General features: G+C 36.9%; 19 protein-coding genes. 12 read left to right on the top strand and 7 right to left on the bottom strand.

The window, feature by feature from the left end:
- The first annotated feature begins 33 nt into the window (after positions 1-33).
- The 4 genes from BKH41_RS04665 to BKH41_RS04650 all read left to right on the top strand — a co-directional run bounded on the left by BKH41_RS04665 (position 34) and on the right by BKH41_RS04650 (position 3,293).
- Positions 34-1,029: a transaldolase gene (locus tag BKH41_RS04665; RefSeq protein ID WP_095297470.1), complete on the top strand. Its 996-nt coding sequence runs from the start codon at positions 34-36 to the stop codon at positions 1,027-1,029.
- An 84-nt stretch (positions 1,030-1,113) separates the two neighbouring features.
- Positions 1,114-1,650 carry a 50S ribosomal protein L25/general stress protein Ctc gene (locus tag BKH41_RS04660; protein WP_095297468.1) on the top strand — a complete coding sequence of 179 codons (537 nt, stop codon included), beginning with the start codon at positions 1,114-1,116 and terminating at the stop codon, positions 1,648-1,650.
- A gap of 3 nt (positions 1,651-1,653) precedes the next feature.
- A complete protein-coding gene (gene pth, locus BKH41_RS04655) occupies positions 1,654-2,229 on the top strand; it encodes an aminoacyl-tRNA hydrolase (RefSeq protein WP_095297466.1) in 576 nt (191 codons plus the stop codon).
- The gene (locus BKH41_RS04650; RefSeq protein WP_095297464.1) at positions 2,226-3,293 is read left to right on the top strand and encodes an LptF/LptG family permease; all 1,068 of its coding nucleotides are present in this window, start codon (positions 2,226-2,228) and stop codon (positions 3,291-3,293) included. Before pth ends, BKH41_RS04650 begins: the two co-directional genes overlap by 4 nt.
- Before the next feature lie 31 nt (positions 3,294-3,324).
- Here BKH41_RS04650 and BKH41_RS04645 read toward each other — a convergent pair whose 3' ends face one another.
- Entirely contained in the window at positions 3,325-4,434 is a 1,110-nt protein-coding gene (locus tag BKH41_RS04645) for an Mrp/NBP35 family ATP-binding protein (RefSeq protein ID WP_095297461.1), read from the bottom strand.
- Between the two features lie 284 nt (positions 4,435-4,718).
- Between BKH41_RS04645 and BKH41_RS04640 the strand changes: the two genes are divergently transcribed.
- Genes BKH41_RS04640 through BKH41_RS04630 form a run of 3 tightly spaced genes read left to right on the top strand, consistent with a single transcriptional unit; the run spans position 4,719 to position 9,547 of the window.
- Complete coding sequence (locus BKH41_RS04640; protein WP_095297458.1) at positions 4,719-6,338, top strand: MFS transporter; 1,620 nt, start codon at positions 4,719-4,721, stop codon at positions 6,336-6,338.
- A 15-nt stretch (positions 6,339-6,353) separates the two neighbouring features.
- The gene (locus tag BKH41_RS04635; RefSeq protein ID WP_095297457.1) at positions 6,354-8,108 is read left to right on the top strand and encodes an amidohydrolase; all 1,755 of its coding nucleotides are present in this window, start codon (positions 6,354-6,356) and stop codon (positions 8,106-8,108) included.
- A 44-nt stretch (positions 8,109-8,152) separates the two neighbouring features.
- Positions 8,153-9,547 (top strand): outer membrane family protein, encoded by a 1,395-nt coding sequence (locus BKH41_RS04630; protein ID WP_095297455.1) that lies wholly within the window; start codon positions 8,153-8,155, stop codon positions 9,545-9,547.
- A 3-nt stretch (positions 9,548-9,550) separates the two neighbouring features.
- On the opposite strand, the gene thiC is transcribed toward BKH41_RS04630, so the two are convergent.
- On the bottom strand, positions 9,551-10,909 hold the full coding sequence (gene thiC / locus BKH41_RS04625; protein ID WP_095297454.1) for a phosphomethylpyrimidine synthase ThiC: 1,359 nt from the start codon (positions 10,907-10,909) through the stop codon (positions 9,551-9,553).
- A gap of 161 nt (positions 10,910-11,070) precedes the next feature.
- Here thiC and BKH41_RS04620 point away from each other — a divergent pair, with 161 nt between their 5' ends.
- Genes BKH41_RS04620 through BKH41_RS04605 form a run of 4 tightly spaced genes read left to right on the top strand, consistent with a single transcriptional unit; the run spans position 11,071 to position 14,774 of the window.
- Positions 11,071-12,231 (top strand): bifunctional 2-C-methyl-D-erythritol 4-phosphate cytidylyltransferase/2-C-methyl-D-erythritol 2,4-cyclodiphosphate synthase, encoded by a 1,161-nt coding sequence (locus tag BKH41_RS04620; RefSeq protein ID WP_095297452.1) that lies wholly within the window; start codon positions 11,071-11,073, stop codon positions 12,229-12,231.
- Positions 12,219-13,106, top strand: a complete 888-nt coding sequence (locus BKH41_RS04615) for a response regulator (RefSeq protein WP_095297451.1) — start codon at positions 12,219-12,221, stop codon at positions 13,104-13,106. The genes BKH41_RS04620 and BKH41_RS04615 overlap by 13 nt, the downstream gene beginning before the upstream one ends.
- Positions 13,084-14,271, top strand: coding sequence for a sulfate adenylyltransferase (locus BKH41_RS04610; protein WP_095297449.1), 1,188 nt, complete (start codon positions 13,084-13,086; stop codon positions 14,269-14,271). The genes BKH41_RS04615 and BKH41_RS04610 overlap by 23 nt, the downstream gene beginning before the upstream one ends.
- An 11-nt stretch (positions 14,272-14,282) precedes the next feature.
- Positions 14,283-14,774, top strand: a complete 492-nt coding sequence (locus tag BKH41_RS04605) for a phosphatidylglycerophosphatase A (RefSeq protein WP_095297448.1) — start codon at positions 14,283-14,285, stop codon at positions 14,772-14,774.
- A 162-nt stretch (positions 14,775-14,936) separates the two neighbouring features.
- Here the strand turns inward: BKH41_RS04605 and kcuS are convergent, their stop codons facing one another.
- The 5 genes from kcuS to BKH41_RS04580 all read right to left on the bottom strand — a co-directional run bounded on the left by kcuS (position 14,937) and on the right by BKH41_RS04580 (position 19,813).
- Positions 14,937-15,137, bottom strand: a complete 201-nt coding sequence (kcuS, locus tag BKH41_RS04600) for a KCU-star family selenoprotein (protein ID WP_095297445.1) — start codon at positions 15,135-15,137, stop codon at positions 14,937-14,939.
- Positions 15,138-17,207 (bottom strand): carbon starvation CstA family protein, encoded by a 2,070-nt coding sequence (locus tag BKH41_RS04595; RefSeq protein WP_095297443.1) that lies wholly within the window; start codon positions 17,205-17,207, stop codon positions 15,138-15,140. It lies immediately after the preceding gene.
- Between the two features lie 166 nt (positions 17,208-17,373).
- Positions 17,374-17,514, bottom strand: a complete 141-nt coding sequence (locus BKH41_RS09785; RefSeq protein WP_095297441.1) for a hypothetical protein — start codon at positions 17,512-17,514, stop codon at positions 17,374-17,376.
- A 97-nt stretch (positions 17,515-17,611) separates the two neighbouring features.
- Positions 17,612-18,967: a 3-deoxy-7-phosphoheptulonate synthase class II gene (locus BKH41_RS04585; RefSeq protein ID WP_095297580.1), complete on the bottom strand. Its 1,356-nt coding sequence runs from the start codon at positions 18,965-18,967 to the stop codon at positions 17,612-17,614.
- Between the two features lie 63 nt (positions 18,968-19,030).
- Positions 19,031-19,813: a TSUP family transporter gene (locus BKH41_RS04580; protein WP_219350016.1), complete on the bottom strand. Its 783-nt coding sequence runs from the start codon at positions 19,811-19,813 to the stop codon at positions 19,031-19,033.
- A gap of 60 nt (positions 19,814-19,873) precedes the next feature.
- On the opposite strand from BKH41_RS04580, the gene gatC reads away from it, so the two are divergent.
- The gene (gene gatC / locus BKH41_RS04575) at positions 19,874-20,158 is read left to right on the top strand and encodes an Asp-tRNA(Asn)/Glu-tRNA(Gln) amidotransferase subunit GatC (RefSeq protein WP_095297439.1); all 285 of its coding nucleotides are present in this window, start codon (positions 19,874-19,876) and stop codon (positions 20,156-20,158) included.

Here is a 20,158-nt window from a genome sequence, read left to right as displayed (position 1 = left end):
CGTTAAAATATCCAAAAAAATCAAGGAGTTTTAATGGATACTCTAAAAAAAGCTGGTTTCAGTCTGTGGTGCGATTTTATCGAAAGAGATTTTTTGGAAAATAAATTCAAGACTTTATTGCAAAATAATTCTATTGATGGAGCCACAAGCAATCCAAGTATTTTTGCAAACTCTATTGTGACCTCGCCTGCCTATAAAAATCAGCTAATTTCCCTCAAAGGCAAAAAAGCTAAAGATATGTATGAATCGCTTGCCCTTACTGACATCAAAAAAGCTGCATCCATCCTCAAACCCTTATGGGAAACAAATCAAAACAATGGCTACATCAGCATTGAAATCGATCCACTTTTGGGGGAAGACGCAATAAAAAGCATCGATGAAGGAAAAAGACTTTTTAAAACCCTTGATGCTCCAAATGTAATGATAAAAATTCCTGCCACAGAAGCAGGTTATGAAGTGATGAGCGAACTTTATAAAAACAATATTCCAATCAATGCAACTTTAATATTTTCTCCAAAACAAGCCAAAACCTGCTCTGAAATCTTTAAGAATGCCAAAAATTTTTCTTGCAATCAAAATCGTGCCGTCATCAGTGTTTTTGTATCTAGATTTGACCGCATCGCTGATTCTGTTTTAGAAGAAAAAGCGCCTGATTTAAAAACAAAAACAGGCATTTTAAATGCAATGGAATGCTATCGTCTCATAGAAGAAAATAATGATCCTTTCACCCGCACGCTCTTTGCTTCAACAGGTGTAAAAACTTCAGAATTGCCCAAAAGTTACTATATTGATGCTCTATTACTGCCCCATTGTATCAACACTGCACCACTAGATTCTATAGAAGCATATTTGCAAACCAAATCCCATACTCTGAAAAATCCTTTAGACAAGGAAGAAATAGAAAAACAAATGCAAAAAATAACAAATGCAGGGATTGATATGCCCACCCTTTCTGACTCCTTAATGAAAGATGGAATGGAAGCGTTTATAAAATCTTTCGAAGACTTATTGCGCTACATCTCAGCATAAAACTTAATCATATTATTAAAAACTTTAAGGGTTTTTTAGATAGAATAAAAGCTTTAAATTACAATAAATAAAGGAAAGACTAAAATGCTAGAAGGAATAATTAGAGAGAGTATTTCAAAGGCAAATACCAAAGCCTTAAGGAATGATGGTTATCTAATTGCCAATATTTATGGCAAAGGCGTTGCAAATATTCATTGCGCTTTTAAAATGAACGACTTTATCAAAACACTCAAGACAAAAACAACATTGATTTTCCCAGTCAAAGTCGGTTCTCAAACCCTTGAAGTCGTTGTTCAAGAATATCAAAAAGACCCCGTGAGTAGCAATATCGTTCACGTTGATCTTCTTTTAGCTCAAAAAGGTATTGTTTCAAAATACAAAGTCCCTGTAAAAATCAGTGGAATCCCTGTAGGTCTAAAAAATAAGGGTGTTCTATTGCTCTCCAAAAAGCGAATAACTGTAGAAAGTGCTCCTGAAAATTTGCCCGCAAGCTATGATATTGACGTGTCTAAACTTGATGTAGGTGACTCTGTTTTAATCAGAGATTTAGCCGAAACTTCCAAAGTGAAAATTATTGAAAATCCATCCGTTGCTGTTGTGGGCGTGATCAAAGCCAAGTAAATAATGGCGCCTCTTCTGATTGCCGGTCTAGGGAATCCCGGCGCTAAATACGAACATACAAGGCACAATATCGGTTTTGAAATTTTAGATTTTCTTGCCTTAGATTTACAAATTCATTTTGATTTTTTTTCTAAATTCAATGCTCAAATTGCAAAATACTCTTCAAAAGATGTTTTTTTGCTCAAACCTCAAACGTTTATGAATCTCTCCGGTGAAGCTATTGCCCCTATGATGAAGTTTTATAAAATCGATACCCTGCTTGTCATTCACGACGATCTTGATCTCCAACTCGGTTGCATACGCTTCAAAAAGGGTGGATCTAGTGGCGGGCATAACGGATTAAAATCCATTGATTCGCTTTATGGAAATGATTATTATCGCCTCCGATTTGGTATCGGCAGAAATGCAAAAATTCCTGTTATAGATTATGTATTGCAAAATTTTAGTCCGCAAGAATACGAAAACAAAACCCTAATGCTTGAACACTCTAAACAGGCTTTAAAATTTTTTATACAAAACAAAGATTTTACCTCCCTGCAAGAACGCTTCACCAAAAATATCAAAAATAAGGCTTTATGATGGTATTTCGATTCGTGGGATATTATTATCTGAAATATGTTCTAATCATTTTTTGCGCACTCGAAATGTTTTTTATCAGTATTGACAGCCTTAAATATGTCGATAAATTTCCCGATTCTGCAAATCTTGCCATTCTATTCTTTGTCTATGATGGGCTTTATGCCCTCAATTATACACTCCCCATATCCCTGCTTTTAGGATTGGTGATTTTCTATATCAGTATGATTAAATCCAACCAATACACAGCCCTGCTGGCAATCGGTTTTTCTAAAAAAGCCGTGCTAAAACCGATTTTAATCATTAGCCTGTTATTTAGTCTTGCATATATCGGTTTAAACGCCACACCCTTTGTATATGCCCAAGAAAAGGCAGAAGCGATTATTTATCAAGGCAATTTTTCAAATACAACCGAAGATTTGTTAGTAAAATACGGGCAAGACTATGTTTATTTTGGCAAAATTTATCCTATTTTACAAAAAGCTCAAAATATCAAGGTCTTCCAACTTAAAAACAATCTTTTAAGTTCCTTTACACAAGCAGATACCGCTTATTTTGAAAATGGCTACTGGGTACTTCAAAACGCAAGTATTGCAACTCTTCCCCAAAACTTTCCACTTGGAAGCAAAGGGCTTGAAATCCAACATCTTCAAGAATTAAAAATCCTAAAAGGCTTCCGTCCAAAAGTCCTAGATACGATTTATCAAAACAAACCCTCAGTATCAATCGTAGATGCAATACAATCGATATTGATTTTGAAAAATCAAAACGCAGGGAGTGAAAAAGTGCGGGCTATGCTTTACAGTTTCATTTTTATCCCCTTCTTTGTGCCATTAACAGCAATGATCATAGCCTATTATACTCCAAGCTTAGCTAGGTATGGCAATTTAGCTTTATTAAGCTTTGAATTTATTGTAATTTCACTTGTCATCTGGGGACTATTTTTCGCTCTTGGAAAACTAAGTATCAGTGGATTGTTTTTACCTGAAATTGGAATTTTAATGCCTTTGATTATTCTTGGCTTTGCAGCATTTTGGCATTTTGGAAAAATCAATAATCGAACTTGAATTTAAAAGATGAATTTCTTCATCTTTTAAATTAACTATGCAAATGGGAATTATCTTGAGTAGGCTGGATATTTTTATTGTCTGCAAGTTTTTCTTCTTCAACCCTTTTTAAAAATTCAATCAAAGAAAGCGAAGCTCTGACATAAGCTTTAGCACTGAATGACTCAGGATCAAAAAACACGATAGGCTTCCCAGTATCACCACCTTCTCTTACCTTTGGCTCTAAAGGAATTTCTGCAAGAATTTTTGTTTGATATTTGTCTGCAAGAATTTTGCTTGTTCCCTTTCCAAATATATCATATTCGCTCCCACAATTAGGACAAATAAACCCGCTCATATTTTCAATCACTCCTGCAATAGGAATATGAAGCTTAACAAACATATCCAAACTTCGGGAGCTATCATCTAAACTTACCTGCTGGGGCGTGGTAACTGTAATCCCTGCACTAACCGGAACGCTTTGAGCCATACTCAATTGAGCATCGCCAGTTCCTGGAGGCATATCAATCACCAAAATATCCAAAGCACTCCACACCACATCAGTTAGCATTTGCTCAATTGCACGCATTAGCATTGGTCCACGCCAAATCAAGCTTTGTCCCTCTTCATACAAAACGCCCATACTCATCATCTCAACACCAAAAGCTTTCAAAGGGATGAGTCGTTTGCCACTGGAATCGACATTTGGTTTGGCCGTGTTAAGACCAAGCATTCTGGGAATATTTGGGCCATAGACATCTGCATCCAACAATCCGACTTTTTTACCTTGCTGGGCTAAGGCAATGGCAATATTTGCACTTGTAGTGCTCTTACCCACACCCCCTTTGCCTGAACTTATCATTATAAAGTGTTTGATTTGGGGTGCAAGATTTTTAATACTAGGGGTTTTTGACTGGGGTTTGGGTGGGGTTTTGATATCAATATGAAATTCTTTAACTCCAAGACTAAGGACTTTTGCCCTTATTTCTTCTTCAAGCTGTTTAGAAACTTCTGGAGCACTTGATGGAATGTCAAGCAAAATGCCAAGCTTCTCTTGATGAAGCGTAATATTTTTGACAAAACCAAAACTCACAATATCTTTTTCAAAATTAGGATATATCACTGTTTTTAATATTTCTAACACATTATCTTGCGTAATCATTTTCTTCCTTTTATAAAATTATGAAACCCTTATAATCAATAAAACCTTAATCATAAATAAACTCTCTAGACGATTGATGCAAAATGCTTTTGAATGCCCCATTTCTAATCTCCAAAATACCAAAATCAACATAATTTATTTTATTAAATAATTTATATTTATTAAAATAAATTATTCATAACTGATATATATTTAATTAAAAATATATTAGTTACTAAAATATTAACAATAAGTCATAGAATGTATTTAAATAAATTTTCAAATTTTATTTTAAGGATAAAAATATGTCAAACAATCAAAAAGATTTTCTTTATCTGCCTTTGATTATTGTGTGTCTAGCGCAAATAGGAGCTTCAGGAGATAATTCAGTGGTTTCTTTAGCAACTGGACAATTTGTCTCAAAGCTTCACGCAACAATGGATAAAGTCCAACTCGCTAATGTTATTTATAGTCTTTTAGCCGGATCTTTGATGGTGTTTGGCGGTATGCTTGGTATCGCCAAAGGATTTAAAAAAGTTTTTTTAATGGGGGTATTTTTGGCATTTTTAGGCGAAATAGTTGCAGTGGTTGCCCCTAATATCAATATCCTCAATTGGGGTGCTAGGCTTTTAACCGGTCTTGGAGCAGCTTTTATGATTCCAAGCGTTTTAGGTATCATTGTCAGTCTTTTTAATGGACCTGCAAGAGTTGTAGCCTTTGGTGCAGTGGGTGCTGCCACAGGAGTGGCTGCAATCATTATGCCGCTTGGAGCAGGCTTGATTATGGACCATTTTGGTTATAAAGTCGCTTTTTTGATTTTAGGATGCTGGTTTTTGGTGGTGTTTATTTTAGGCTTAATGGCTATTCCATCCATACAAAAAAGTCCGATGAGAGTTGATTATGCCGGCACGTTTTTTGCATTCATTGGGCTTGTATGCTTCATATTAGGGTGTTCAAAAATCTCTGTGTGGGGACTTATCTCCCCGCTAGAGCCACCCTTTTTATTTTTGGGAATCTCCCCTGCACTACCCTTAATTATTCTAGGTATGATTATTGTCGCATTGACATTGGTATTTGAAAACCATACCGAAAAATCTACAGGAGCTGCTCTTATCCCACAATCTTTTATCCGAACGAGGCAAGTCAGGAATGGATTGTATGTAACTGGCTTGATATTTATGATGTTTGGAGCGGTATTTTTCTTCATTCCTGCTTGGATTATGATAGTTGCGCAAGAAAGCAGTATGCTCTCTGCCATAGCAGTTGTTTGTACAGCTATACCGATGATTGTGCTTTCTTTGCTTTTGCCTAAAAAATTCGCTTATCTTTCCCCTAGAAATGTTTGTCTTTTCTCTGGAGTTTCTACTTTGGTAGGGTGTTTGATTTTAATTTATTCATTAAAGATTGGCGGGTATGAGAGTTTGGGACTTTATCTCGGACTTGCTTTTATCGGTGTAGGCGTGGGAGGATTTTCTTCCCAAAGCGCAATGATTGTCTCTGCAGTATTAAACCCTAGAGATGCAAGCCAAAGTGGAGGGATTCAAGCTTCTGTAAGAAATATTTGGCAAGCAGGAGGTGTGGCGATCGTGGGAACCGTGTTTTTATTCTCTCTCACAAGTATTTTTAAAGCCAATATTGCGCAAAGTAATATGCCTGAAAATATCAAAACTTCCATTGAAAATATGAAAATTATCAATTTAGTCAGAACGTCAGAAATAATACAAAAATTGCAAAATTCAGGCATTCAAAACCTAAATGACTCATCAACAAACAAAATTATCCAAATATACAATGACACCACTTTAAAATCAGGAAGGCTAGCATTATGGGCACTCTTTATCCTAGTGGCATTACATATTCCAGGGTTTTTTGGGATTCAAAAAAACGGTTGGACGCAAAAATCCGACTCAAAAAATAAATCTTAATACAAAGGAGAAAAAATGAGATTTAATGATATTGATTATGGCTTAATCGACTTAAATAAGCCAGTAAAAGTATTTTGTGCCAAAAAGGTTATTACAATGGATGAAAATAGACCTGAGGCTGAAGCGATCGCAATTCAAGATGGATATATTGTAGGCGTAGGTAGCAAAGAAAGCGTACTTAGGGGACTCAAAGTCAGAGAAATTCAATTTGAAACGGATATGCAATTTGAAAATTATTACATTTATCCAGGATTTGCCGAACACCATATGCACCCTCAAATTATGGGTAGTTTTATGACAGGGGGCAACTATATCGGATTCACGGACAGAACAACTGCTGAAGGCGGAATACTTCCGGGTATTCAAAGTATAGAAAAGCTCAAAGCTCGTATCAAAGAATTGGTTGTCCAAAATGAAGAAAGACTGAAAAAAGGTGGGAATGAATGGCTGAATTGTTGGGGTTTTGACCCATTAATGCTTCAAGATGCAGATGTGACTAGAGACGTACTTGATGAAGTGTGCAAAGACTACCCGCTTTGTATTTATCACGCTTCAGCTCATATTATGAATTTGAATTCAGCAGGTCTCAAACTTGCCGGTTATGACAAACTCCCGCCAAGTCCTTTTTTACCCCGCTATGAAGATGGCAGAATTGATGGGACGATTGAAGAGCCTGAGATGATGCGTTACGCCTTTGAAGCAGGGGCTTCCCGACTTGATTATTCTTTGGAAGGAATGATTAAGGCAAGTGAGGTTTCTACAAAAATTGCTCGCATTAAAGGATGTACATCTGTAACCGATAAGGGAACTAATTTTCCCCTCACTCCCAAAGATATTGCCTCTAGGGCTTGGGTAAGTGCAAGAGATCAAAAAAAGATCCATACACGTGTCAATATGGAAGTATGGTTCAATACCGTTGATGTATGGGACTACAAGGGAAAAAAAGGCTGGGATGCCATCAAGGAAATTCAAAACGAGAAAGACCCACGACTTAGCGTCGGAAATTTTAAAATCCTCATAGACGGTTCAATTCAAGGTTTTACGGCAAATTTATTACCCAATTGTTGCTACATCAAACCAGGAAAAGAAAACGGGCTATTAACAGTCGATGAAGATCATTTGGTCAAGCTTATCAAAATAGCTGAAGAACACGGAATGAGTGTTTCTGTCCATACCAATGGTAACGGAGCGACTGAGGCAGTCATCAATGCGATTGAAAGAGTCAGAAAAGAAAGTCCAAGCATCGGCTTCAGACATTCTATGGAACATTGCCAATTGGCTACAGAAAATCAATTTTGGCGTATGGCAAAACTTCACATTACTCCTAATCTTTTTACGAATCACCTGTATTATTGGGGCGATGCACACGCAAAATACACCGTTGGCGAACACGGCGTGCGCCATATGGACGCATGCAGATCAGCCCTAAGATACGGACTCAAAATTGGTATGCATTCTGATGATGTCGTCACAGAAGTTTCACCACTCTTTACAGCTTGGTGTGCAACAAATCGAAAATCACTTTCAGGCAAAGTCTATGGAGAAGATCAATGCATCAGTGTGGCTGAAGCAATGCGTGCAATCACGTACAATCACGCTTGGTTAGCCCACCAAGAAGACGTAAGGGGCAGTATTGAAATGGGCAAATGGGCTGATTTCACCATCCTTGAAGAAGAAGCTACTGAAGATAAAAAAGAAAGACTCAAAGATATCAGAATCATCGGTAGTGTGATTGGTGGTGATGATATTTTTATTAATGGCAGGAATTAAGGCTTATTGAGTACCCCTCATTAAGCCTTAGAATCATTGATATAATGAAATTTATTATATTATTCATTTTATTCATTTCCTGTTCGCACGCCTTTAGCTATAAATTTTATGGCTCGGCTTTAAGTTTTTCAAAGCTAGGATTCAATCATAGCAAAATCGACTTGCAAAAAGGAAAATTTCCTACTGAATCCTATTCTTTTTTAGATGCAGGAATGCGATTTGATCTTGATCTTGACTATGGGTTTAACGCAGGGATTGGAGGATATGTCGGAGGCGTCGCGTTTGATGGAACCAAGTTTGTCAAAACAACGGAGGGAGATTTTCTAAATCCCAATGGGGTTATTTATAACCTATTTGGCTTCTGGACAGGTTCAAACGCTACAGGTGTTGCGAGTTCGCGTACAGCAAAATATTATTCCTTAACAGAAGCCAATATCGGCTATAAATATTTAAATCGGATAGATCTTAAACTGGGACGCTTTAAACTCGGAGGAGATTTAGGAACAGATTGGCTGACTTCTTACGTACAAGGAGTGGGAATTTCAAGCAGAATTATTCCCGATACTGCGCTTTGGTTTTTTGCAATCAATAAAAGAGCTTTTGTAGGAGGTTCTTGGTTTAAAGATTTTAAATACATCAATCCAAATCTCCCTTTTGATAATGGTAAAGGATTTTATATTTATGCTGGAGGCGTAAATATAAGGCATAAAAATATCAATCTAAACGCCTATATCTATGCCCAAGATTCACGATTTATTGCACCAGGTTTTCGCTTCAAATACGATACAAAGCCTGATTTCAATTCACAAGGATTCCGTTCCAAAACAGAATTATTGGGATTATTTATGACGCATTTCAAACCTGGGATGAGAAAAACCACAGGATTTAATAATTACGCAATCGGAACGACAGGATTGCCTGATAGTTATTTTCAAATCGGTTCAAATTCATCTCTCCCCCATATTGGTAAAGGTGGCATTAGCTTGATGTTTAAACAAACATTTTATATCAATGCATACAATTTTGGATTTCTAGTATATAAGAATTTTGGCAATCCAAATGAATTCTTAGGAAGTATTGGCGATCCTACAGGTTATGACAACTGGAACAATAGCATTTATGATAGCTCCACTTGGAATAATATGTTTAGGCGAGATTCTTTAAGTGGATTTTTATTCCTAAACAACTCATTTGGAAAATTCAGCTACGGATTTTTAGGTCGCATCACACACGCTCCTAGGGCAAATGAACAAGCTTTAAGCCTTAGTGTGAATTATTTGTTTTTTCACAATACAAACGCTGGATTTATCCTCACTTACTACAACAATACGACCTTTAAAGGCTATACTCTAGGATTGCCCCCACAAGTTGTTACACTTAAAAATACTCTCTCTCAAGACAGAAGCTTTATTCAAACCTATATCAATTACAATTTTTAATGTTTAAGCTTGTATCTCTTGGATGGGATCTTGCGAATATTCTTTAAAAATATCTTGACTAATTTTATAGCTGCAAAATTTTGGTCCGCACATTGAGCAAAATTCAGCTTCTTTAAAAACTTCTTGAGGAAGCCCTTCATCGTGATACTCTCTTGCTCGCTCAGGATCTAAAGCAAGCTCAAATTGCTTATTCCAATCAAAACCATACCTCGCATCACTCATCGCATCATCCCTATCTCTTGCCCCTATCCTGCCCCTTGCAATATCGGCTGCGTGTGCTGCTATCTTATAGGCCAAAATGCCTTCTCTGACATCTTTGGCATTAGGCAACCCTAAATGTTCTTTTGGGGTCACATAACATAACATTGCTACCCCTTTCCAAGCTGCTACGCACGCCCCAATAGCACTTGCAATATGATCATATCCTGCTGCAATATCTGTCACCAAAGGTCCTAGCACATAAAAAGGAGCTTCATTGCAATATTCTTTCTGCAATTTAACATTGCGCTCAATTTGATTTAAGGGTACGTGTCCAGGACCTTCAATCATCACTTGCACATCAGCATCATAAGCCCTTTTTGCAAGCTCACCCAATACTTTCAATTCTGCAAATTGAGCTGCATCACTTGCATCAGCCAAACAACCTGGACGCAAAGAATCCCCCAAACTTAAGCTTACATCGTATTCTTGACAAATTTTTAAAATCTCATCATAAGCCTCATAGAAAGGATTTTGCTTGTGATAGTGCATCATCCAGCTTGCCATCAAACTCCCACCTCGACTGACAATACCCATTTTTCTCCTACTCACATAAGGCATATGCTCTAACAAAAACCCGCAATGAATCGTAAAATAACTCACCCCTTGCTCAGCTTGCTTTCTCAATACTTCAAGCATCACTTCAATATCAAGCTTCATTACATCATTTTTAACATCATGAAGAATCTGATACATAGGAACGGTTCCGATTGGCACGCTTGAAGCTTGAATGATGGCTTCTCGAATCTTATCTAAATTGCCTCCAGTAGAAAGATCCATTACCGTATCTGCGCCATATTTAATTGAGACTTTTAATTTTTCAACCTCTTCATCAATCGAATTGATAATAGAAGAACTTCCAATATTTGAATTGATTTTGGTTCTTAGTGCCACTCCGATACCCATTGGCTCCAAATTCATATGATTGATATTAGCTGGAATGATGAGCCTACCTTTTTGCACTTCTTTACAAATGCTTTCTGCACTCAGGTTTTCTTTATTGGCAATGTATTCCATCTCCGGAGTAATGATCCCTTTTTTAGCATAATGCAATTGTGTCTTGATCTTATCACTCTTACGTTGTTCTACCCATTCTTTTCTCATATCTGCTCACTTTCATTATAATATATTTTTAATATTTTTTAATTATACACAAAACCTTGTAACAAAAATTTCAAAACAAACAAAATATAAGCTTTTAAAAATACTGAAATAGTGTATAATTTAGTAACAAGTTTAGATACATAGGAGTTAAACCCAATATAATGGAAAACAATCTGAACATATCCCTAATCATAATGGCAGCGGGAACTTCAAGTCGCTTTTGCTCCCAAATGTCTCCTAATCACAGAATCAAAAAGCAATGGTTGCGTCTAGGGCATACTCCTTTGTGGGAAAAAGTAGCAAATGACCTTGCAAAGCTTTATGATTTCAAACAAATCATTCTTGCAATATCTAAAGAAGATTTTGCCTATGCGAAAAAAATTTATGATTACAAATTCGTGTGCGGAGGGAAAACGCGTCAAGAGTCTGTTCAAAATGCCTTAGAATATATTCAAACCCCGCTTGTACTTATTAGCGATGCAGCCAGATGGAATCTAGATGAAAATGTTTTTAAAAATCTTCTAAATGCCTTGAATGAAGATACCGACTGCGTCGTGCCCTATTTAGAAGTTCCTGATACAGCAACTTATGAAGGGCGCTACATCGAAAGAAACTCTCTGAAATTGATCCAAACCCCACAACTTTGCCGTACTCAAAAACTCAAAGATGCACTCACAAAAGGCAATTTCACCGATGAAAGTTCAGCCATTTGGACAAATGGAGGAAAAATCGCTTATATCAAAGGCAGTTCCAAGCTTGCTAAACTTACTTATGAAAACGACTTGAATGCACTAAAAGAATTGCCCAATCCCTCTAAAGAAATTTTTTGTGGCAGCGGATTTGATGTTCATGCATTTGAAATGAATAAAAAAATGATCCTTGGAGGGATAGAGATAGAATCGGATTTTGGCTTTAAAGCTCATAGCGATGGTGATGTTTTGCTTCACGCGCTCACAGATGCCATACTTGGAGCAATTGGAGGGGGAGATATCGGAGATTGGTTTCCTGATACAGACGAAACGCACAAAAATGCTGATTCTAAGCTCTTGCTTAAACAAATTTATGACTTTGCCATCAGTATAGGGTTTGAAATCATCAATGCTGATATTACTATTTACGCTCAAATCCCTAAAATAAGCCCTTACAAATCAAAAATACGCCAAAGTGTTGCAGAAATTCTCTACACCGACAAATCCCGTATCAATATCAAAGCCACAACAACTGAAAAACTTGGATTTATTGGCAGAAAAGAGGGGATTGGAGTAAGTGCAAGTGTGAATATGAAATTTATTAACTGGAAGGAAAAAATATGGACATTCTAATCATCGAAAATGAGACCTACCTAGCCCAAAGCATCGCCTCAAAACTTGCTGATGTAGGGCACGAATGCCATATTACTTCAATCATAGATCATAATCTCAAAAATGCCTATGACGTTATCCTCATCTCTTCAGGCATTTGCGGGGATCATTATGAAAAATTTATCCGCAACAATGCTAAATCCATCATTATTATGATGATTTCATATGTAAGCGATGATACTGTTAGCAAACCCATCAAAGCAGGTGCAAAAGATTATATTCTCAAGCCATTTATGATTGATGAATTGATTAGAAAAATCGAACACTATCAAAATTACAAAGACATTGTCACGAAAATAAATTTTTATAATTCTTATTTTAATTTTATAGAAAAAGAACTCAACACACCCACACCTTTTCAATATAACCCTCCCTTCGTCATCAAAAGCAACTCTCAACGCAGTGCCGATATTTATGCAATGAAATATGCGAGGGAAAAAAATGTGTATTTTGAGTTTTTTACTCTCAAAGATGATAGATATAAAATTTTTCTTAGAAGTAACCCACCCAAATCAATGATTATCTATATCACAAATCTTGAAGAGCTTAAAAAACAAGAAAGAAAAGAATTTCTTGAAATTGCCTTGAAGTATTCAATGATTATTTCAATTGTAACCACTGATAAAATTGCCTTTCCTCAAGTTATGGATATATCCAACATACCCAATAACCACGAAATCGGTGCAGAAATCCTTTCAATAAAAGACTACGAAAAAGCAATCATAACAAAATTTGAAGGACGCTATCCTGATATTGAGTTGGCAAAAAAACTTGGGATGAGTCGAAAAAGTTTATGGGAGAAAAGAAAAAAATATGGCATTGCAAGAAAAAAATAAAATCTATATTGACAAAGAAGCCCTTTCAGCACTCTCACTTGTCCAAGAAGGTCTTCTTTATCCCGTAATTACGCTGATGAACCAAAAAGAAATGGAAGAAGTCAATAAAACTGGGCTTTATAAAAATCAAAGTTTTCCTTGTCCATTTCTTTTAAGCCCTAGCGGTAAAAGAAACCACGAGGTTTTATCTAGAATAAAAAAAGGCGAAACGCTTGAAATTATAAGCGAAAAAAAAATAGTGGGGGAAATCACAGCAGAAGAAATCTATAAAATTGACAAACTCCAAAGGCTTGAAAAAATAATGGGAGGAGGTGATCTTTCTACTCAAGAGGCTGATATGACTCTCCAAAGGCTTGGAGAATATGCTATTAGTGGAAAATATAATGTGATTTTTGAAGACATCAAAATAGCCAAAAAAACTCTTGAACAAAAAATCAATCTTTTAAGTGCCAAAAAAATTACAGGGGTAATGATGAGTGCCAAGCCTTTTCACAGAGCTCACGAAAGAATGTTGCGCGAAGAATTAGATGATTGTGATCTGCTTGTTATCTTCCTTTTAAAGCCTTATAAAAAAGACCTTATGGATTATCGTTTAAGAAAAAAATGTATGCAATATATCGCCAATAACTTTCTCATCAAGGACAAAATCTGCATCATTCCCCTTGATGACACCTATCTTTTTGCAGGGCAAAACAAAATGATCCTTCATGCCATTGTTGCCAAAAATTATGGTTGTACCAAATTAATTGTCGGGCAAAATACGCCTAATCTCTCCATTTATTATACGGGTAATGTCAGGCATTCAGTATTTGATCGGCTTGAGGGTGTGAATATCGAAACAGAAATCATTAATGAATACGTTTATTGTTCTCTTTGCAAAACGATTGTAAGCAAATCGACTTGCCCCCACGGACACCATTACCATACCAACTATAATGCCGAGTCGATTTTAGAATTACTTGGACTTGGGATATTGCCCCCTTCTATTTTAGTTAGAGAGGAGATTTCAGCAATGATTCTTTCTTGTTTTTATCCCAATCGCTTTTCCAATCTCAAAAAACTTTATTATGATCTTGTCCCTTCAGATGGAATTTTAAATAACAAGAACGAAGAAGAATTTTATATCCAGCTGATGCAGTTGTATCAAAATTCATTCCAAAGATAAGGCACTATCAAATGAGAGAATTATTTTTGACCCTTTTTTACAGCGGTAAATCTTCTGTTGCTCCAGGTACAATGGGAAGCTTAGTAGCGCTTATAATCGGACTCCCTATTTTATATTTTTCTTCAGAAACAATTTTTTTATTTGCTATATTTATTGGAATTATAGCCATCAAACAAATTGATATTTATGAAAAAAATGGTGGGATTCACGATGATAAAAGCATTGTCATCGATGAGCTTGTAGGTCTATGGCTAGCAATGGGAATGGTCGGATTTTCTTTAAGCGGGATTATTATGGCATTCTTATTTTTTCGCCTCTATGATATTTGGAAACCCTCAATTATCGGAAAAATTGATCGGGAAATAAAAGGAGGATTGGGAGTTGTGGGCGATGATGCGTTAGCAGGCCTACTTGCAGGGTTAAGCGTGCTGATTATTCTCCGGATATTATCTTTTTTTCAAATAAGTCCTAATTGGGGATTATTTCAATCTTTTGCTCAATAAATCCACTAGTGATAAACCATCATTTAGCCTCTGATATTATGGGCAATAATAAAATCAGCCAATCCTGCAGTGCTTACCAAATGTGGTATCAGAAAATGATGATTTAAATTTTCAGGTTTTATTTTAACTCTTGTATGGCGTTTCCAACGCCCTTTATTCCTATCAGCATTTTCTTGTGTCCCCGCTATTATAGCGAGCTTCTTGAGCCTCATTAAAAAATTCTTCTCGAGTTTTAGGAATCTTATCGGGATGATTTTTTTGCATATGCTCCAAATACTTATCATAGCTTGGAAGCCCGACCAAAAGATACAAAAATCTATCTGAACGTCGATAAAGATTTAAAATCCTTGCAAACCATTTCACTTAAACAGCCTTTATATAAGGGGATTCTTTCAATGGAGGATACACTCCTTGATTTCCATATTTCCAACAATACCAGCAAATTCTAAGACAAGAAATAATCACAAGAATTGTTACAAACATAAAGAAAATACATAAAAGAGCATTGACAATATTATTGGTAATCGCACTTTTTGTGGTTGCTATCTCAAGTGGATCGCTCAAATTCACTAACTTAGCCTTCAGGTTTTGAGCTGTCGCAATGTGGCTCACGCTATCACTCACCTTATCTCCACTTGCAGGCATCACCTTTTGAATGCCTGCATAAAGCGTTGCCACAAGTACAAATGCAGCAGGCAACGCATTCACCCACGCATATTTGCCTTTACCCATCTTGAACAAAATTGCAGTAACAAGTAAAAGCGCCATCCCCGCAAGCATTTGATTACTAACCCCAAAAAGAGGCCAAAGTGAATAAATCCCTCCTTTTGGATCAATAGCCCCCTGATACAAAAAGTATCCCCATCCTGCTACACAAATCGCAGTGGCAACAATACCGGCAAAATAAGAATGTGTATTACCCAAAGGCTTATACACATTCCCCAAAATATCTTGCACCATAAAACGACAGGTTCTTGTGCCAGCATCCACGGCAGTCAAAATAAAAAGCGCTTCAAACAAAATAGCAAAATGATACCAAAAAGCCATCATTTCCGAACCTCCAATAATTTGATGCATAATCAAAGCCAAGCCGATGGCAAATGTTGGCGCTCCTCCGGTTCTACTCAAAATAGTCTGTTCGCCAATATTTTGAGTCAATGAAGCAATTTCTTGTGGTGTAATCTGAAAACCCCAACTTGTTACGGTATGAGCTGCTGAAACAATATCTGCTCCGATAGTAAGCGCAGGAGAATTGATCACAAAATACAAACCTGGATGTAAAATACAAGCAGCTATCAAAGCCATCATTGCAACCACAGATTCCATAATCATTGAACCATAACCAACCACTCTAGCATCAGACTCTCTCTCAAGCATTTTGGGGGTCGTGCCTGAAGCGATTAAAGCGTGAAACCCGCTGATAGCCCCACAAGCAATTGTAATAAACAAGAACGGAAAAATACTGCCAGCAAATACAGGACCGCTTCCATCAAGATATTGAGTCAGTTTGGGCATTTGCAATGGTGGGGCTACAAAGACAATCGCGACTGCCATACATAAAATAACCCCAATTTTCAAAAAAGTACTCAAATAATCCCTTGGAGCAAGCAAAAACCATACGGGCAAAATTGCAGCAATAAAACCATAAGCGATCATCATCATTGCCAAAGTCGGTGCATCAAAAGTAAATAAGCTTGCCATTTGTGGATTAGCAGCAATATAACTGCCACAATAAAGGGCAATCATCAATAAAATAAAACCGACAATCGAAGCTTCTCCAACTTTTCCTGGACGAATATAACGCATATAAACCCCCATCAAAATGGCTATGGGGATTGTCATTGCTATTGTAAAAAGTCCCCAAGGACTTTCTGCTAACGCTTTAACCACTACCATTGCTAAAATCGCAATGATGATGAGCATAATGCCAAAAATCCCTAGCATTGCAAATGCTCCTGTAAATCGCCCCATCTCTCCTTTTATCATTTCACCCAAAGATTTTCCATTGCGTCTAACCGAAACAAACAAAACAACAAAGTCGTGAACAGCTCCTGCTAACACGCCCCCGACTAAAATCCATATCATACTTGGGAGATAGCCCATCTGTGCAGCCAAAATCGGTCCGACAAGCGGTCCTGCTCCTGCAATAGCAGCAAAATGATGGCCAAAAAGAACGATTTTATTCGTAGGGACATAGTCCTTGCCATCATTATTAACTATCGCGGGGGTAGCACGATTATCATCAAGCCCAAGCACTTTATAAGCAATAAACTTGCTGTAAAAACGATAGCCAATGACATAGATGCAGACACTAGCAAGCACAAGCCATATCGTATTGATATTCTCCCCTTTATTGAGTGCCAAAACACCAAAACAAAACGCTCCAACAATAGCGACTAAAGCCCAAAATCCGACCTGAAAAATTTTACTCATTTATTTTCCTTAGAAAAATTTTTTCCTGCCTAATAATAAACTATAAAATTGGATTTGGAACGTTGAAAGAAATCTAAAAAAGATAAAATTGAGAGTTTTTGGAAAAAAGTAACATTTTTCCAATTAACCCCGATAAAATAGAAAAAACTACTTTATTGGAGATTAATTATTTTTGTTCAGGATTCCAAATCGTTTCTTCTGAAGGAGTGTAATCAGACTCATCAAGCTGAGCTTTTTGCTTATTTATAGCACATCCATTAAAAAATACCATCAGCAATAAACCAATACCAATTGAAAATTTCATCATCTTTTATCCTTTTAATCCAAGAGATTTGAAACACCAAAAACTTACAATTACTTTGGTGTTCTATTATACCAAATTACCGATATCTTTAAATAAAGCCTCATAAATTAGAATTTCTAGCTTTGAGAATATCTGCGATCAAAAATGCTAATTCAATGGCTTGGGTAGCATTCAATCTAGGATCGCATTGGGTATTATAATTACAGCAAAGCCCTGCTTCAGTGATCGCTTGAGAGCCACCTACGCATTCAGTAACATCCTGACCTGTCATCTCCAAATGCACACCTCCTGCATAACTACCCTCAGCCTGATGAATTTCAAAAAAGCTTTTTACCTCACTTAAAACACTATCAAACATTCTAGTTTTATATCCCGAGCTTGCCTTTATCGTATTTCCATGCATCGGATCACAACTCCAAAGAATTTCTCTGCCCTCAGATTTAATTTGTCTTAAAAGCTTGGGTAATTTTTCTCTGATCACATCTGCCCCCATACGCACAATCAGATTTAAACGTCCCGACTCGTTATGCGGGTTGAGAATTTCACATATTCCTAAAATATCTTCTTTAGTGGCTTTGGGACCAATCTTTACCCCTACTGGATTTCTAACCCCTCGCAAAAATTCCAAATGAGCCTCATTAAGTCCCCTTGTACGCTCACCTACCCAAAGCATATGCGCAGAACAATCATACCATTGCCCACTTAAGCTGTCTTGGCGCACAAGCTGTTCTTCATAATTAAGTACCAATGCTTCGTGACTTGTATAAAATTCGGTTTCTTTTAAAATCGGGGTATTTTGCGTATTGATACCACACGCTTTCATAAATCCTAAAGTCTGGGTAATGCGATCTGCTAATTCTTCGTATTTTTTCCCAAAATCATTGTTTTTGACAAAGCTTAAATTCCATCGATGCACTTCATTCAGATCTGCCAAACCACCTTGTGCAAAAGCACGGATTAAATTAAGTGTCGCAGCGCTTTGATGATAAGCACGCAATAACCTCTGAGGATCGGGTGTTCTACTGGCAGCATCAAATTCCATTCCATTGATCATATCCCCACGATAGCTTGGAAGCTCAACCCCATCAATCGTTTCAGTATCACAAGATCGCGGTTTAGCAAACTGACCTGCCAATCTTCCGACTTTAACGATCGGACAACTGCCTGCAAAAGTCAAAATTGCACCCATTTGAATGATGACTTTAAACATATCTCGGATATTGATGGCATTAAATTGCGAAAATGATTCGGCACAATCCCCGCCTTGAAGCAAAAAAGCTTTGCCTACAGAAGCCTCTTTTAGCCTTTCTTGAAGATTTCTGGCCTCTCCGGCAAAAACAAGTGGGGGGTAGCTCCTAAGTTCAGTTTCAACCGCGTTAAGTTCTTGAATATTGGGATAAACAGGGTGTTGCTTTATGGAAAAATCTCTCCACGACCTTGGACTCCATTCTTTCATCTCTGCTCCAATCACTCAAAATATTCCTACATTCTACCCAAAACTTTTCAATAAGCCCCTGCCTCAAAGAAAAAAATACTTCAATACCAAAGAAACAAACATCACTAAAAAAGATAAAATCACAAAAAGTTTGACAATTTTTTCTCCGCCCTTAAGGGCAAATCGACTCCCAAGATAGGCACCAAAAATATTTGCAACAATCAAAGGAATGCCAAGAGCATAAAAAATATGGCCAGAGAGAGCGAAGGCAAAAAATGAACCTAATCCTGAAGCAAGATTAAGAGCTTTGGCAGTCGCTGAAGCACTCAACATATTCATATGCAAAAAGAGATAAAAGCTCAAGATCAAAAATGTCCCAGTTCCTGGACCAAAAAATCCATCATAAGCTCCAATAATAAAACTAATCAAAGGAGCATAAACAAAAGTATCCATAGAACTAAAACTCTCCTGTCGCATTTTTGAAACACCTTTGGGAATAAAAATAACCAAAGCACTCACAGGCAATAAAAATAAAATGACAGAAGCAACATCACGCTCATCAAACAAAAGAATCAGTTTTGTACCCGCATAAGCCCCTATCAGTGAAAATCCAACACTCAAAAGAGTGATTTTATAAATCAACTTTTTATGGCGTACAAAATTTCCCAACGCAACGGCTGTTCCAAATATCACGACAAATTTATTAGTTCCTAAGGCATATTGGGGCGGAATACCTGCCAATAACAAAGAAGGCATAGAAATCAAACCACCCCCACCTGCAATGCTATCAACAAAACCGGCAATAAAAAATGCTATGCAAACTCCAACAAGCGTCCAAACTTCAAAATTTTCATACACACCCATCATTGATGTTGCTCCAAATTTTGATACAATAACATCTTTAAACTTTTAAAATCAAGGGCAAGAATGAATGTCGATGAGCGTCTATTGGAAAAACTTGAAAAACTAGGGATGATTGAGATTGCTCCAGATAAAAAAGAAGCAATCAAAAAAGACTTGGATGAGATTTTAGGCTTTGTAGAAAACATTTCTGAACTCAATCTTGAAGATTTTGATAAAGAAAGCACTCAAAAGATAACCCCTTTGCGAGAAGATACAAAACACAATGATCCCTCCATTGCTCAAAAAGTACTTAAAAATGCTCCAGAAGCAAGAGAGGGATATTTTATCGTTCCTAAAATTATCGAATAG

Origin of the sequence: Helicobacter sp. 12S02232-10 (genome assembly GCF_002272895.1) — a bacterium.
Taxonomy (GTDB): Bacteria; Campylobacterota; Campylobacteria; order Campylobacterales; family Helicobacteraceae; genus Helicobacter_J.
Note: the sequence above shows the minus strand (reverse complement) of the source record. Positions and strands in the feature narration are given on the sequence as shown.